The 15,204-nt window shown below is 64.3% G+C and carries 12 protein-coding genes; 8 read left to right on the top strand and 4 right to left on the bottom strand.

Annotated features, from left to right (window positions below; genetic code table 11):
- Positions 1-89: 89 nt before the first annotated feature.
- The 3 genes from MRBLMS1_RS18420 (at position 90) to MRBLMS1_RS18430 (ending at position 4,700) form a co-directional block, all read left to right on the top strand.
- Positions 90-2,198 carry a bifunctional rhamnulose-1-phosphate aldolase/short-chain dehydrogenase gene (locus tag MRBLMS1_RS18420; protein ID WP_485880918.1) on the top strand — a complete coding sequence of 703 codons (2,109 nt, stop codon included), beginning with the start codon at positions 90-92 and terminating at the stop codon, positions 2,196-2,198.
- 52 nt (positions 2,199-2,250) lie between these two features.
- Complete coding sequence (rhaI, locus tag MRBLMS1_RS18425; RefSeq protein ID WP_485880920.1) at positions 2,251-3,546, top strand: L-rhamnose catabolism isomerase; 1,296 nt, start codon at positions 2,251-2,253, stop codon at positions 3,544-3,546.
- Positions 3,547-3,686: 140 nt separating this feature from the next.
- On the top strand, positions 3,687-4,700 hold the full coding sequence (locus tag MRBLMS1_RS18430; RefSeq protein ID WP_051991317.1) for a bile acid:sodium symporter family protein: 1,014 nt from the start codon (positions 3,687-3,689) through the stop codon (positions 4,698-4,700).
- Here MRBLMS1_RS18430 and MRBLMS1_RS18435 read toward each other — a convergent pair.
- Together MRBLMS1_RS18435 and MRBLMS1_RS18440 are read right to left on the bottom strand one after the other, a co-directional pair.
- A complete protein-coding gene (locus MRBLMS1_RS18435; RefSeq protein ID WP_485880923.1) occupies positions 4,652-6,115 on the bottom strand; it encodes a UdgX family uracil-DNA binding protein in 1,464 nt (487 codons plus the stop codon). The genes MRBLMS1_RS18430 and MRBLMS1_RS18435 overlap by 49 nt on opposite strands.
- Positions 6,112-7,344, bottom strand: a complete 1,233-nt coding sequence (locus tag MRBLMS1_RS18440; protein WP_485880925.1) for a putative DNA modification/repair radical SAM protein — start codon at positions 7,342-7,344, stop codon at positions 6,112-6,114. Before MRBLMS1_RS18440 ends, MRBLMS1_RS18435 begins: the two co-directional genes overlap by 4 nt.
- 137 nt (positions 7,345-7,481) lie before the next feature.
- On the opposite strand from MRBLMS1_RS18440, the gene modA reads away from it, so the two are divergent.
- Genes modA through MRBLMS1_RS18460 form a run of 4 tightly spaced genes read left to right on the top strand, consistent with a single transcriptional unit; the run spans position 7,482 to position 10,439 of the window.
- The gene (gene modA, locus MRBLMS1_RS18445; RefSeq protein ID WP_485880927.1) at positions 7,482-8,240 is read left to right on the top strand and encodes a molybdate ABC transporter substrate-binding protein; all 759 of its coding nucleotides are present in this window, start codon (positions 7,482-7,484) and stop codon (positions 8,238-8,240) included.
- A gap of 15 nt (positions 8,241-8,255) precedes the next feature.
- Positions 8,256-8,933 carry a molybdate ABC transporter permease subunit gene (modB, locus tag MRBLMS1_RS18450; RefSeq protein ID WP_128140678.1) on the top strand — a complete coding sequence of 226 codons (678 nt, stop codon included), beginning with the start codon at positions 8,256-8,258 and terminating at the stop codon, positions 8,931-8,933.
- Positions 8,934-8,944: 11 nt separating this feature from the next.
- Positions 8,945-9,646 (top strand): sulfate/molybdate ABC transporter ATP-binding protein, encoded by a 702-nt coding sequence (locus MRBLMS1_RS18455; RefSeq protein ID WP_128140677.1) that lies wholly within the window; start codon positions 8,945-8,947, stop codon positions 9,644-9,646.
- A 25-nt stretch (positions 9,647-9,671) separates the two neighbouring features.
- Positions 9,672-10,439 (top strand): TOBE domain-containing protein, encoded by a 768-nt coding sequence (locus MRBLMS1_RS18460; RefSeq protein WP_485881045.1) that lies wholly within the window; start codon positions 9,672-9,674, stop codon positions 10,437-10,439.
- A 67-nt stretch (positions 10,440-10,506) separates the two neighbouring features.
- On the opposite strand, the gene MRBLMS1_RS18465 is transcribed toward MRBLMS1_RS18460, so the two are convergent.
- Positions 10,507-13,587, bottom strand: coding sequence for a response regulator (locus MRBLMS1_RS18465; protein WP_485880930.1), 3,081 nt, complete (start codon positions 13,585-13,587; stop codon positions 10,507-10,509).
- 239 nt (positions 13,588-13,826) lie between these two features.
- Here MRBLMS1_RS18465 and fnr point away from each other — a divergent pair, with 239 nt between their 5' ends.
- Positions 13,827-14,585 carry a fumarate/nitrate reduction transcriptional regulator Fnr gene (gene fnr, locus MRBLMS1_RS18470; protein ID WP_128140675.1) on the top strand — a complete coding sequence of 253 codons (759 nt, stop codon included), beginning with the start codon at positions 13,827-13,829 and terminating at the stop codon, positions 14,583-14,585.
- A 3-nt stretch (positions 14,586-14,588) separates the two neighbouring features.
- Here fnr and MRBLMS1_RS18475 read toward each other — a convergent pair whose 3' ends face one another.
- Complete coding sequence (locus MRBLMS1_RS18475; RefSeq protein ID WP_485880933.1) at positions 14,589-15,113, bottom strand: FixH family protein; 525 nt, start codon at positions 15,111-15,113, stop codon at positions 14,589-14,591.
- Positions 15,114-15,204 lie beyond the last annotated feature (91 nt).

Here is a 15,204-nt window from a genome sequence, read left to right on the forward strand (position 1 = left end):
TGGCTTCTACTGAGTGCTGCCGTCATGGCGTCCCGCACACAGATGCGGCCATGGCGATCCGCACGCACAACCAAGAATGGAGACACTGTATGACCGCCACGATGGATACCACACCACCTGCGCCCATGGCCTCGCTATGGGACGATGCGCACGCCGCGACCTTGAGCGAACCGGAGCTTTTGCTGTACCGTTCCAACCTGCTCGGTTCCGACATGCGCATCACCAATTTCGGCGGCGGCAATACCTCGGCCAAGATCCGCATGACGGATCACCTGACCGGCGACGAGGTCGAGGTGCTATGGGTGAAAGGCTCCGGCGGCGACCTGGGCAGCATCAAGCTCGACGGCTTTTCCACCCTGTACATGGACAAGCTGCGCGCGCTGAAGGGCCGCTACCGTGGCCTGGCGCTGGAAGATGAAATGGTCGCCTACCTGCCCCATTGCACTTTCAATCTGAACCCGCGCGCGGCCAGCATCGACACGCCCCTGCACGCCTACATCGCGCGCAAGCATGTCGACCACATGCACCCGGACGCCGTGATCGCGATCGCCGCCTGCGCCAACAGCCAGGCGCTGACGCACAAGATTTTCGAAGGCGAACTGGGCTGGCTGCCATGGCAGCGACCCGGCTACGACCTGGGCCTGAAACTCGAAGCGCTGTCGCAGTCGCAGCCGCATTTGAAAGGCATCATCCTCGAAGGCCATGGCCTGTTTACCTGGGGCGATACGGCCAAGTCCTGCTATGAAACCACCTTGGCCATCATCAAGCGCGCGGAAGACTGGCTGGCCGCCAACACGACGCAGCCGGCGTTCGGCGGCGCCAAGTCCGCACCCTTGCCGGCGCACGAGCGCGCGGCCCTGGCGCAGCGTTTGATGCCGCTGCTGCGCGGCAAGATCAGCCAGGACGAGTACAAGCTGGGCCACTTCGACGACAGCGCCAACGTGCTTGAATTCGTTTGCAGCGCCGACCTGCTGCCGCTGGCCGCGCTCGGTACCTCGTGCCCCGACCACTTCCTGCGTACCAAGATCCGCCCCTTCGTGATCGACTTCGATCCGGCCTATCCTGATTTTGATCGTTTGGTCGCCGGCCTGGACGAGGCACTGGCCGCCTACCGCGCCGACTACCTCGCCTATTACACGCGCTGCAAGCACGACAACAGCCCCGCCGTGCGCGACGCCAACCCCATCATTTATCTGATCCCCGGCGTGGGCATGTTGTCGTTCGCCAAGGACAAGGCCACGGCGCGCATCGCCGGCGAGTTCTATGTCAATGCCATCAATGTGATGCGCGGCGCCAATGGCGTCGACACCTATGTGGGCTTGCCGGAACAGGAAGCGTTCGATATCGAATACTGGCTGCTGGAAGAAGCCAAGCTGCAGCGCATGCCCAAACCCAAAAGCCTGGCCGGGCGCATCGCCCTGGTGACGGGCGGCGGCGGCGGCATCGGCCAGGCCGTGGCGCGCCAGCTGCTGCAGGAAGGTGCGTGCGTGATGCTGACCGATATCGACGGCGCCGCGCTGGAAGAGGCCGAGCAGAGCCTGCTGAAGGTGGCGGGACGCGACAATATCGCCACGGTGCGCGCAAACATCACGGCCGAAAACGACGTCGAGGCCATCCTGAACGCGGCCGCGCTGCGCTTTGGCGGCATCGACCTGCTGGTGTCGAACGCGGGCATCGCTTCCTCGGCGCCGCTGGAAGAAACGACCCTGGAGATGTGGGAACGCAACCAGTCGATCCTGGTGACCGGCTACTTTCTCGTCAGCCGCGCCGCTTTCCGCATCATGCAGCAGCAGAAGCTCGGTGGCAGCATGGTGTTTGTCGCCAGCAAGAACGGCCTGGTGGCGTCGGGCGGCGCCTCGGCCTATTGCACCGCCAAGGCGGCGGAAATCCATCTGGCCCGCTGCATCGCGCTCGAAGGGGCGCCGCACGGCATCCGCGTCAACGTGGTCAATCCCGATGCCGTCATTCGCGGTTCGCGCATCTGGGATGGCAAGTGGAAGGAAGAGCGGGCCGCCTCGAACAAGATCGAGACGGGCGACATCGAGGAATTCTATCGCCAGCGCAGCATGCTCAAGCGTAGCGTGCTGCCGGAAGATATTGCCGAAGCCGTGTATTTCCTTTCCAGCGACAAGGCTGCCAAGAGCACGGGCAATATCATCAATGTCGACGCGGGCAACGCGGCCGCATTTACACGTTAATCTAAAAAAACGACGCAGCCGGCCATGGCGCCGCTGCGCACAAGGAGACAAGATGCATACCATGATCGATAGCGGCCTGGTGGCCGACCACAATGCCAAGCTGCAAGCGAACCTGGACGCCGACTATGCGGCCCTGGGCGGTGTGCTGGCCCGCCGCGGCCAGGACATTGAAAAACTGACGGCGCTGGCGCAGACGTTTGCCGTGGCCGTACCCAGCTGGGGCACCGGCACGGGCGGCACGCGCTTTGCCCGTTTCCCCGGCCTGGGCGAACCGCGCAACGTGTTTGAAAAGCTCGAAGATTGCGCCGTCATCAACCAGCTGACGCAAGCGACGCCCGCCGTCTCGCTGCATTTTCCGTGGGACAAGGTCAGCGACACGGCCGCCCTGCGCGAGACCGCCCAGGCTTACGGCCTGGGCTTTGACGCCGTCAATTCGAATACCTTCCAGGACCAGGCCGGACAGGCGCAGTCGTACAAATACGGCAGCCTGACGTCGCACAGCGCGGCCGTGCGCGCGCAGGCCGTCGAGCACAATATCGAATGCATCGAACTGGGCCGTGCGCTGGGCTCGACAGCGCTGACGGTGTGGGTGGGCGATGGCGCCAACTTTCCGGGACAGCACAATCTGCGCGGCGCGCTCGAGCGCTACCTCGACAGCATGCGCGACATCTATGGCGCCCTGCCGGCCGACTGGCAGCTATTTATCGAACACAAGCTGTTCGAGCCGGCCTTCTATGCCACCACGATTGCCGACTGGGGCACCAGCTTTGCCTGCGCCAGCGCGCTGGGACCGAAGGCCAAATGCCTGGTCGACCTGGGCCACCATGCGCCGAACACGAACATCGAAATGATCGTCGCGCGCCTGGCGCAGTTCGGCAAACTGGGCGGCTTCCATTTCAATGACAGCAAGTACGGCGACGACGACCTCGATTCGGGCAGCATCAACCCCTTCCAGCTGTTCCTGGTGTTCAACGAGCTGGCCGACGCGGCCGAACGCGAAGGCGCCGCCTTCCATCCCGCCTACATGCTGGACCAGTCGCACAATGTGACGGACCCCATCGAAAGCCTGATGAGCAGTGCCGTCGAAGTACAGCGCGCCTTCATCCAGTCCGCGCTGGTCGACCGCGCCGCCCTGCGCCACCACCAGGAAGCCAACGACGTGCACGCCTCGGCGCAGGCTCTGAAACAGGCGTTCCGCACTGATGTGAGCGCCATCCTGGCGATGGCGCGCCAGCGCTCGGGCGCCGCCATCGACCCTGTGGCCTGCTATCGCGGCAGCGGCTACCGGGAGCAGCGCGGCGTGGCGCGCCCACCGAGGGCAGGCGCCAGCAGCAGCGGCATCGTGTAAGGAGGGGCCGGAAGAGGAGCATTGCTGCTTCCGGGCAAGCCGCCTGGAAGCAGGTAGAATGGCTGGCACTGGCGCCGTTCCTGGCGCCGTTTGTCATCCCCGGCACAGCGTGCAAGGCTGCGCCGTTACCAGGCTACCGCATGTCTTCTTTTTCTCCCGCTGCCCTGCTGCGCAATCTGAAACCCGATAATTTCACCATCGCCCTGCTCGTCACCGTGGCGCTGGCCACCTTCCTGCCCTGCACGGGCCAGACGGCCGTGGTCTTCGGCAACATCACCACGGTCGCCATCGGCGCCCTGTTCTTCCTGCACGGCGCCAAGCTGTCGCGCGAAGCCGTGGTGGCCGGCGCCATGCACTGGCGCTTGCACTTGCTGGTGCTGGCCAGCACCTTTGTCCTGTTTCCGCTCTTGGGCCTGGCCCTGCGCCCACTGGCGCTGACCTTCCTCACGCCCGACCTGTACATGGGCATTTTGTTCCTGTGCGCGCTGCCGTCGACCGTGCAGTCCTCGATCGCCATGACGGCCATGGCGCGCGGCAACGTGCCAGCCGCCATCTGCAGCGCCTCGGCCTCGAACTTCATCGGCATCTTCCTTGCCCCCATCCTCGTGGGCTTGCTGGTGGCCAAGGGCGCGGAAAGCAAGTCGTCGGTCGATGCCGTGCTGTCCATCGTCATGCAGCTGCTGTTGCCATTTTTGGCCGGCCAGTTCCTGCGCCGCTGGATCGGCCGCTGGGTCGACCGCCACAAAGCCACCCTGAAATACGTCGACCAGGGTTCGATCTTGCTGGTGGTCTACACGGCCTTCAGCGAAGCCGTCAGCGAAGGCTTGTGGCATACGATCTCGGTGGAAACCCTGGTCGCCCTGGGCCTGATCAGCACCTTGCTGCTGGCGCTGGTGCTGGGCATCTCCACCTTTGTCAGCCGCCGCCTGGGCTTCAACAAGGAAGATGAAATCGCCATCGTCTTTTGCGCCTCGAAGAAAAGCCTGGCCAGCGGCGTGCCGATGGCCAAGGTGCTGTTTTCCACGCGTTCGCTGGGCATGGTGATCTTGCCGCTGATGCTGTTCCACCAGATTCAGCTGATGATCTGTGCCGTGATCGCGCAGCGTTATGCGCGGCGCGATGAGGGACAGGATGTGCCGGCCACGACGCTGTGATGGTTATCCTGCTCTAGCCGCAGCGCCTGCCGCAGCCCCGCCACTATGACCGCGTAAGCCTGCCGCCTGCTGGCCGCATCCGGCGCGCGCAGCACATACGACGGGTGATACACGGTAATCACCGAGCGCCCCGCATGCTCGATCGTCGTGCCGATCAGCGGCGTCATGCTTGCCGCGCCATCTTGCAGCACGGATTTTAATGCCGTGCTGCCCAGCGCCACGATCACCTGTGGCTGGACACGCTCAATCTCTTCTTCCAGCCAGCCATGGCAGGCGAGGACCTCGCGTTGCGCGGGCGTCTTGTGCAGGCGGCGCTTGCCGCGTGGTTCCCACTTGAAATGTTTGACGGCATTGGTCAGGTAGATGCTGTCGCGCGCCATGCCCGCTTCTTGCATGGCTTGCTCGAGCAGCGCGCCGGCCGGGCCCACAAACGGCAGTCCCGCCAGGTCTTCCTGGTCGCCCGGCTGCTCGCCCACAAGCATGATGCGCGCCTGTGCTGGGCCAATGCCGGGCACGGCTTGCGTGGCGCTTTTCCACAGTTCGCAGCGGCGGCACTGGTCCAGGCTTGTCGCTACTTCGCGCACTGGCTGGGCGCGCTCGGCGGCAATCGGAATCATGGTGGCGCCGCTGCGCTGGCCCACGCTGGCCGTCTGGCCCGTGCGGCGTTCGCCGTTGGCGGCGCCGCTGAGCATGGCGGGCACGATGGCCCCTTCCGGCAAATTTTTCCAGAAACGCGAGGGGATATGGCTGTGCAGCAAATCCGCATTCACGCGCGCGGGATTGAAGATGCTGCGGTAGTAGGTCAGCCACAGGGCTTCGCCCGCATCGTCGATATCGGCCGCGCCCTGCATCAGTGCTGGGCCCGCGTGCAAGGTCGTGCCATCCCACAGCATGCTGGCGGCGGGCGTGGCGATCATCCAGCTGGTAGCTCCCATGCGGCGGGCGAAGTGGCGCGCCACCTGCGGCAGCACCTCGTGCACGGGTTCGAACCAGGCGACAAAACGGGGCGCGCCCTCGCATTCTGGCCGTTCGCGGAAGCGCACATACGCATGCATGTCGTGCTCTTCGCGGTGCACGGCCTTGACCATGGCGTGCAGGCGCGCGCCGTCCGCGTCGGCCGGCGACATCACGTCGTGCTGGCCCTGCTGCCAGCGCCACAGCACCTGGTACAAAAAGGCCCAGCGGTCAGGCACGTTGAAGCAGGCGGCGCTTTCCAGCAATTCCACCAGTGGACGGGGCAGGCGCAGCAGTGGCGCGCTGGTATCCGTGGCATCCGGCGTGGCGGAAAACAGGTCGCCCTCACCGTGTTGACACTGCCAGGCAACGTCGGCAGGTGGCACGCCAAGCGCGATCAGTTCCCTTGCTGCAGCGCGCCACTCGTCGAACGACTGCGCCAGCCGCACCACCGTACTCATGCGGCCTGCAGCTCCGGCCACAGATTCATCTGCTGCGGCGCCTCCGCCATGGCGCGCCGCAGGTGTTCGGAGGCGGTGGTGTCGCGCGCGGGAAAGTAGTCGGCCGTGATGATGAAGGGAGCGATTTTCTTCATGCTGCAGCGCAGGCGCGACAGGTCGGCGTAGCGCACTTGCCGCAGCCGCCGCAGGTCAACGATGCGCTGGGCACTGCGCAAGCCGATACCGGGCACGCGGGCGATCATGTGCTGCGCCGCGCGGTTCAAGTCCAGCGGAAAATGTTCGCGGTGCGCCAGCGCCCACGCCAGTTTCGGGTCGATATCGAGCGCCAGGTTGCCGCCCGTGGCGGGCAGCAGTTCGCTGGCCTGGAAACCATAGCTGCGCAGCAGGAAATCGGCCTGGTACAACCTGTGTTCGCGCAGCATGGGCGGCGGCGCCAGCGGCACGCTTTTCGGGCTGTCGGGGATCGGGCTGAAGGCCGAGTAGTACACGCGCTTGAGTTTATAACTGCCGTACAGGGTCTCGGCCGTGGAGAGGATCTGCTGGTCGTCGCTGGCGTCGGCGCCGACGATCATTTGCGTGCTTTGCCCGGCCGGCGCGAAACGCGGCGCGCGCGGTTCTTCCGCTTTCTCGTCGAGCTTGCGGCGTATCGACCCCATCGCCAGCTTGATCGTGTGCACGCTCTTTTCCGGCGCCAGCTTTTGCACGCTGTCCTGCGTCGGCAGTTCGATATTGACGCTGAGCCGGTCGGCATAGCGGCCCGCCTGCGCGATCAGGGCCGGATCGGCGTCGGGAATGGTTTTCAGATGGATGTAGCCGCGGAACTGGTGCACTTCGCGCAGCTCGCGCGCCACCTGCACCAGCTGCTCCATCGTGTAGTCGGCCGACTGGATGATGCCGGAACTGAGGAACAGGCCGTCGATGTAGTTGCGCAGGTAAAAGTCGCTCGTCAGTTTCACCACTTCGGCCACGGTAAAGCGCGCGCGCGGCACGTTCGACGTGCGGCGGTTGACGCAGTACTGGCAATCGTACAGGCAGTAATTCGTCAGCAGCACTTTCAGCAGCGAGACGCAGCGCCCGTCCGGCGTGTAGCTGTGGCAAATCCCCATGCCCGAGGTGGCGCCAAAGCCGTCCTTGCCGATGGAATCGCGCCTGGGCGCGCCGCTGCTGGCGCAGGATGCATCGTACTTGGCCGCGTCGGCCAGGATTTCCAGCTTGTCCGTCAATTCCATGGCTCACCTCGATATACTGTGTTTATATACAGTATATCAGGGAATGCAGCTTGCGCTGGCTTGACCTGTGCGATGGCAGAGCGCTATATATCGGTGTATATTACGGACCAGGTTCTCTTCTCATCAAGGATACGATCATGCGCCTCACCTCCCTCGCCACACTGCTCGGCGCCGCCCTCTTCGCCACCGCCGCCTCGTCCGCCTTTGCCGGCGAAGTGGTGGTGTCGGCCGCGGCCAGCCTGACGAATGCGTTCAAGGAGGCGGCGCAAAGCTACGAGGCGCAGTATCCGGGCAGCAAGGTATCCCTGAACTTCGCCGCTTCGGGCGTGCTGCTGCAGCAGATCGTCAAAGGCGCGCCCGTGGACGTGTTTGCCTCGGCCGACCAGGAAACCATGGATGCGGCGCAAAAGCAGGGCCTCGTCTTGCCGGCCGAGCGCATGGACTTCGTCGGCAACAGCCTGGTGCTGATCGTGCCGCACGATAGCAAGCTGGGCATCAAGAGCCTGGCTGACCTGACGCACAAGGGCGTGACCCGCGTGGCCATCGCCAATCCGGCCAGCGTGCCCGTCGGCCGCTATTCCGAAGGCGCGCTGAAGAAGGCGAAGCTGTGGGACGCCGTGCAACCGAAAGCCATCGGCACGCAGAACGTGCGCCAGTCGCTCGACTACGTGGCGCGCGGCGAAGTCGATGCGGGCTTTGTCTACGCCACCGACGCGGCCATCATGAAGGACAAGGTGAACGTGGTGCTGGACGTGCCATTGGACGCGCCCGTGCTGTACCCGATCGCCACCATCAAGGGCAGCGGTAATGCGGCCGAAGCGAAGCGCTTCGTCAGCTATTTGCAGACGACGCCGGCGCAAGCCATCCTGGCCAAGTACGGCTTTAAAAAGCCATAAAGCAAACGAACGCGCATGGATATCGCCTGGACCGCGCTGGCCCTGTCGCTCAAAGTGGCGGCATGGGCCACGGCGCTCAACTTGTTGCTCGGCATCGGTACGGGCTATCTGCTGGCGCGCACGCGTTTTCCCGGGCGCGAGCTGCTCGACGCCCTGTTGACCCTGCCGATGGTGATGCCGCCGACCGTGCTTGGCTATTACCTGCTGGTATTGCTGGGCCGGCGCGGCACCCTGGGCATCTGGCTGCAGGACAACTTCGGCATCAACCTCATCTTTACGTGGCAGGGCGCCGTGATCGCTTCCACCGTGGTCGCTTTCCCTCTCGTCTTCAAGCCCGCGCGCGCCGCCTTCGAGGCCGTCGACGGCCAGCTCGAGCAGGCGGCCCGCGTGCTGGGCATTTCCGAGCTGGCGATTTTCTTTCGCGTCACGTTACCGCTGGCCTGGCGCGGCATCCTCGCCGGCGTGCTGCTGGGATTCGTGCGCGCGCTGGGCGAGTTTGGCGCCACCCTGATGGTGGCCGGCAGCATTCCCGGCAAGACGCAGACCCTGTCGGTAGCCGTGTATGAAGCCGTGCAGGCGGGCCAGGACGACGTGGCCAATACGCTGGTCGTGATCATCTCGGTGGTCTGCATCGTGGTGCTGCTGTCGGCTGGCCGCCTGGCGCCCGGGCGCGTCGCGCACAAAGGACGCTGAGGATGACGCCCATGCAACTCGACCTCGACATCCGCGCCACCTTGCGCTCCGGCAAACGCCGTTTCGACCTGCAGGTGCAATGCACGTCCGGCAGCCAGCGCATCGCCATGTATGGCCCGTCCGGCGCCGGCAAGAGCATGACCCTGAAAGCCATTGCCGGCCTCTTCACGCCGGACGAAGGCCATATCCGCCTGAACGGGCGCACCTTGTTCGACTCGGCCGCCGGCATCAATTTGCCGCCGCAGCAGCGCAACGTCGCCTATCTGTTCCAGGATTACGCGCTGTTCCCGCACCTGACGGTGCGCCAGAACGTGGGCTTTGGCCTGAGCCGGGGATGGTTCAATCCGCGCGCGCGCGAAAAATTGCAGAAGGTCGAGCATTGGCTCGACGCCTTCCACTTGCAGGAACTGGCGCACCAGTTCCCCGACGAGTTGTCCGGAGGCCAGCGCCAGCGGGTGGCGCTGGCGAGGGCGCTCGTGGCCGAGCCGTCCGCGCTGCTGCTCGACGAGCCGTTTGCCGCCCTCGACCCGGCCCTGCGTGTCAAAATGCGGCTGGAACTGAGCCAGTGGCAACAGCGCCTGGACGTGCCCATGATCCTGATCACGCACGATCCGGAAGATGCGCGCATCCTGGGCGAGCACGTGCTGTACTTGCGCGACGGACAGATCGATAACAGGGAAGACCACATGGCATTGGGTGAACGTATTGGATAAAATCGGCTTGCAAGGCTCGGTATGGATGATGGTGGGCGGAGAAAACCTGGGCGGCGCCGGCAGGGTGGAATTGCTGGGCGCCATCGCCGAATGCGGTTCCATTACGCAGGCGGCCAAGCTTGTAAAGATGAGCTACAAGGCAGCCTGGGACGCCATCGACGCGATGAACAACCTGGCCGGCGAACCGCTGGTCGAGCGCCTGACGGGTGGCAAGGGCGGCGGCGGCACGCGGCTCACGCAACGGGGACGCCAGCTGGTCGACAATTTCCGCATCATCGAACGCGAGCATGCCCGCTACCTGCGCCAGCTGGGCAGCCAGGCCGAAGGCATCGCCGACGATCTTTTACTCATACGGAGAATGGCCATGAAAACCACGGCACGCAATCAATTCCTGGGCAAGGTGGCCGAACTGAAACAGGGCGCCGTCAACGATGAAGTCACCCTGGAATTGCCGGGTGGCCAGCACATCGTGGCCATCGTCACGCAGGGCAGCAGCGCAAGCCTGGGCCTGGTGCCTGGCGCCGAAGCGTTTGCGCTGATCAAGGCTTCGTCCATCATCCTCGTGGCCGACAGCGAAGGCGCGCGCTTTTCCGCCCGCAACCAGCTGGCCGGCACGGTCACGCGCGTGCAGACGGGCGCCGTCAACACGGAAGTGGTGCTGGACTTGCCGCGCGGCGGCACGATCGCCGCCATCATCACCAATCAGAGCAGCACGGACCTGGGTATCGAACTTGGCGGCAGCGTGACGGCGATGTTTAAAGCATCTAGTGTGATCCTCGGTGTACCGGCGTAAACGGCGGCGCTGAGCAAAGTTCCGGGGTCAGACCCGGCGGGTCTGACCCCAGCTTTACGTTGCAGGCCTAATCCTTCAACCGCGACAACCAATCCGCCGCCGCCGCCAGCGCCAGTTCCAGCTCCTGCGCCGTGTGCGCCAGCAGGCCTGGGACTTCGTCCAGGCGGCCAGCGTCGATCGCTTCCTCGGTGGCGAACGCGGCGCGGATCAGGCGTTTCGTGCCCAGGGTGCCCACGGAGCCGCGCACGCTGTGCAGGATGCGCGCCACGTCGCTGTGGCGGCCTGCCTGCAAGGCCGTTTCCGCGTCGCGCACGGGCGTCATGCCCTTGTTCAGCGCGTCTTCGACCATGCGCCGCAGCACGCCGCGCCCCTTCGCGTCGCGTCCCATCACGCGCATCAGCGGCGCCATGGAAAACACTTCCTCATCGGCGACGCGCACCGGCTCGGCCGTCTGCACTTGCGGGCGCTTGGGCAGGTGGCGCAGGATGACTTCCATCATCTCTTCCACCACGACGGGCTTGGCGATGAAGTCGCTGATGCCGGCCGTCATGCAGCGCTCGCGCTCGGACGCCAGCACGCCGGCCGTCATGGCGATCACGGGCAGGCTCAGGCGCAGTTCCGTGCGGATGATGTGGGTGGCGCTGAAACCGTCCATGACGGGCATCTGCATGTCCATCAGCACGATGTCGTAGCGCAGCGCTTCCGTGCGCAGCCGTTCCACGGCTTGCAAGCCATCGCCCACCACGTCGAGGGTGGCGCCCATGTGTTCGAGGATGCCGCGCGCCACGGCCTGGTTCAAATGATTGTCTTCCACCAGCAGGAAATGCACGCCGGCCAGTTCCGTGCCCAGCGGCTGGTGCAGGATGCGCTGCTCGCCGCCGTCGTTCTTCGTGATCAGCGCCTGATGCAGAGCATCGAACAGGCTCGATCCCGTGATCGGCTTCATCAGCACGACGTCGGCCTCGGCCGCGCTGGAGATTTCCTCGAGGTGGTTGCGGGCGAAGGCGTTGACCATCACCACGATGGGCTGGCGCTGGCCGCTGGCCGCCTGGCGGATGGCCTTGGCCGTGGCCAGGCCGTCCATGACGGGCATGTGCCAGTCGGCCAGCACCACGTCGTACGGCTGCTGCTGCGCCAGGCGCTCGCGGTACAGTTCGATGGCGGCAAAGCCGGAATCGACTTCATCGGCCAGCCAGCCCCACGCCTCGATCAGCTTGACGATCAGTTCGCGCGTGGTGCGGTTATCGTCGGCCACCAGCAGGCGCAGCTGGCCCAGCGCTGGCGTGCGCCGCGTTTCGGCCGGCTGCGCCAGCATCTCGAACGGCACGCTGAACCAGAAGCGGCTGCCCTTGCCTTCGCTGCTGGCGACGGCGATGTCGCCGCCCATCATGTGGATCAGCTGCTTGCTGATGGCCAGGCCCAGGCCCGTGCCGCCGAAGCGCCGCGTGATGCTCTGGTCGCCCTGTGAAAACGCGGCAAACAGCTGCTGTTGCTGCAGTTCCGTCATGCCGATGCCCGTGTCGCGCACTTCGAAGCGCAGCCAGGCGCGGCCGCTCTCGCTCTTGCTCTCGGCCAGGCTGACGGCCACCACCACTTCGCCGCTCTCCGTGAACTTGATGGCGTTGCCGGCCAGGTTGACGAGGATTTGCTGCAGGCGCTGGGCGTCGCCCACGAGGCGCCGCGGCACGTCGGGCTCGACGGCGATGGCCAGTTCCAGCTCCTTTTCGCCCGCATTCATCGTCATCGTCGTGGCCAGGGTATTCATGACTTCGTCGAGGTCAAATTCGACGGGCGACAGTTCCATGCGGCGCGCCTCGATCTTCGAATAGTCGAGCACGTCGTTGAGAATGCCCAGCAGCGACTGGCCCGCCACGCGCACCATGGTCAGATACTTGCGCTGTTCCGTGTCGAGCTTGGTATTACCCAGCAAATACACCATGCCCAGCACGGCATTGAGGGGCGTGCGGATTTCATGGCTCATGTTGGCCACGAAATCGCTCTTCGCGCGGTTGGCCGCCTCGGCCCGGTCGCGTTCCTGCTCCAGTTCCGCCGCGCGCGATTCGAGTTCCTGCTGCAGGCGGTCGCGCTCGCTCATCAGGCCGTTGAACGCTTCCGTCAGTTCGCCGATCTCGTCGCGCTGCTGCACCGGCACGGGGGTGAAACGGCTGCCGCTGGTGCGCAGGGCCAGCAGGGTGTTGCGCAGGCGCACCAGCGGCGATAGCAGGCGCACGGTGACCCAGCCCAGCACGGCGGCGGCCAGCAGCGAAGCGAGGATGCTCCACAGCACCAGCCGGTACAGCACGCCATCGAACGGTTCGAAGGCATCCGCGACGGGCAGCGAGGTGGCCAGCAGCCAGTTCACCGATTTCAGGCGCTTGAAGCTGTTGACGGCCTTGATGCCGCGGCTGTTCGTGCTGACCATGCTGCCTTCGCCATCTTCCTTCAGCAGCTGGGTCGTCGTCAGGTTGGCGCTCGGCTGGCGCGGCTGCAGCAAACGGCTGGTATCGGGATGCAGCACGTAGCGCGGCACGGCGCCGCGCGTGAGGATGAAGTAATAGCCGCTCTTGCCGATCTTTTCCGAGCGCAGACGCCCCAGCAGGTTGTCCTTGTACAGGCGCAGCACGCCGATCACCACGCCGGCCACCTGGCCATCGGCGGCCAGCACGGGCGCCACCATCTGCACGATGGGCATGCCGCTCGATTTGCCGAGCATCGGTTCGGTGATCATGGGCTGGCGCGTGCGCAGCACGGTCTGGAAATACTCGCGCTCGGCAACGTTGATGCCCGTGCGTCCCGCCACTTCCGGCATGTCGGCCACGACGGCGCCCTGCGCGTCGAGCACCAGCACGTCGTCGAACAGCACCAGCATCGAGCGGCGCGAATAGTATTCGCGCAATTGGGCCGGCTGGGCCATCAGTTCCGGCGGCTGCTGCCTGGCCGTCAGGGTGACGATCTGCAGCAGCATGCCCAGCTTGTCGTCGAGCTCGGCAGCGGTGCGGCTGATCAGGGATGACTGCTGGCTCAGCAGTACTCGGGTGAAGTCGTCGCGCATGTGCTGCACCTGTATCATGGTGACCAGCGCGATCATGGCGATCGAGGTCAGGCTGGTGGCCAGCGCGACTTTTGCTTTGATGCCGAGAGGCTTCATGATTTCCTTTTCAGTACCGGGCGGCACAGGCGGCAGATAATGCTGTCAGGAATTTTCCTATCAATACCCCAGCTTGGCAAGCGCCGCCGCACAAAAGCCCCTACCCGCATGGGCTTTTGACGATGTTGCCATATAATTAAAGTCGGAACGTCGTTTATTCAGCGAAATTGCGGTGAAATTGGCACACGGCAACCCGGTATGCAGTAAACTTGTTGTTGCATTTTCTAAAAGGTACCGACATGACTGAAGCGCTAATCACTCCAACCTTGCCCACAGTGAACGTGGAAGCGTTGCGTGCGCGATGCTCGACCTGCAGCATGCATCAATTGTGTCTGCCGATGGGCCTCGATATGGGCGACATGGACAGGCTGGACCAGATCATCGGCCGCCGCCGCAAGATCGTGCGCGGCGCCTCGCTGTTCCGCATCGGCGACTCGTTCCAGAACCTGTACGCGATCCGCCTGGGGCACTTCAAGACCTACCAGATCAATCCGGGCGGCGAGGAGCAGGTGACGGGTTTCCAGATGGCCGGCGAACTGCTGGGCATGGACGCCATCAGCGCCGACCGCCACCACTGTAATGCGGTGGCGCTGGAAGACAGCGAAGTGTGTGAAATCCCGTTTTCCAGCCTGGAACAATTGCTGGGCAATATGCCGACTCTGCTGCGGCATTTCCACCGCATGATGAGCCAGGAAATCACGCGCGAGCAAAGCGTGATGCTGTTGCTGGGCAATATGCAGGCGACGCAGCGCTTTGCCGCCTTCATCGTCAACCTGGCGTCGCGCTATGAGGCGCGCGGCTATTCGAGCAGCAAATTCCAGCTGCGCATGTCGCGCGAGGAAATCGGCAACTACCTGGGCCTGACCATCGAGAGCGTCAGCCGTTTATTGTCGAAATTCAAGAAGGAAGGCTGGCTGCGCGTGTCGAACCGCGAGATCGAGATCTTGCAGCCTGCTAAGCTGAAAGCCATTACGGCAGGCACGGACGTCTGCAAATAAGCTTTATAGCTCTTCATCCGCATGCAGCGCGATGCTGCGCTGCACGGGCCAGGTCCAGATGCCGGACAGGCGCCACTCGCGCTTGTCGTTTTCCACCAGCACTTGCCAGCGGCTGCGCTCGAGCATCGGCAGGGGCACCGAGAAATTTCCGGCCGCATCGGGCTGCACCAGCAGCTTGATATCCTTTTCCGGCAGGGTCGCATGCGCCAGGTGCAGCTGCAGCGGTCCCTGATAAGCCTTGCCGAAGCTGTGCACGGAACCGGTCAGGCGCGCTTGCGCCACGTCGTACGACAGGCTCGTATCCATGGCCAGGTCGCTGGCGATCGTGTCGCGCTTCAAATCCTGATTGATCGCCTTGCCCTGCTTGTAATAATCGCCCACCACCAGCGCATCGGGTTGCGTAAACGCGATATAGCCCATGAAGCTGCCGACGACCACGGACAGGCCGGGACCGATCATCAGCAGCCATGGCCAGCGGTGCTTGTACCACGGTGCAACGGGAGGCTGCAGTTTCAGACTGTCGGACATTTTGTTCTCCTTGGGGTCAGACCCTTTGGGTCTGACCCCAGCTTTTGCTTCTGGGTTGAAAATACAGTAAACCTACCGCATATTGAATGCT

This window comes from Massilia sp. LMS1-1-1.1 (assembly GCF_040815535.1).
Classification (GTDB): Bacteria; Pseudomonadota; Gammaproteobacteria; order Burkholderiales; family Burkholderiaceae_D; genus Janthinobacterium; species Janthinobacterium aestuarii.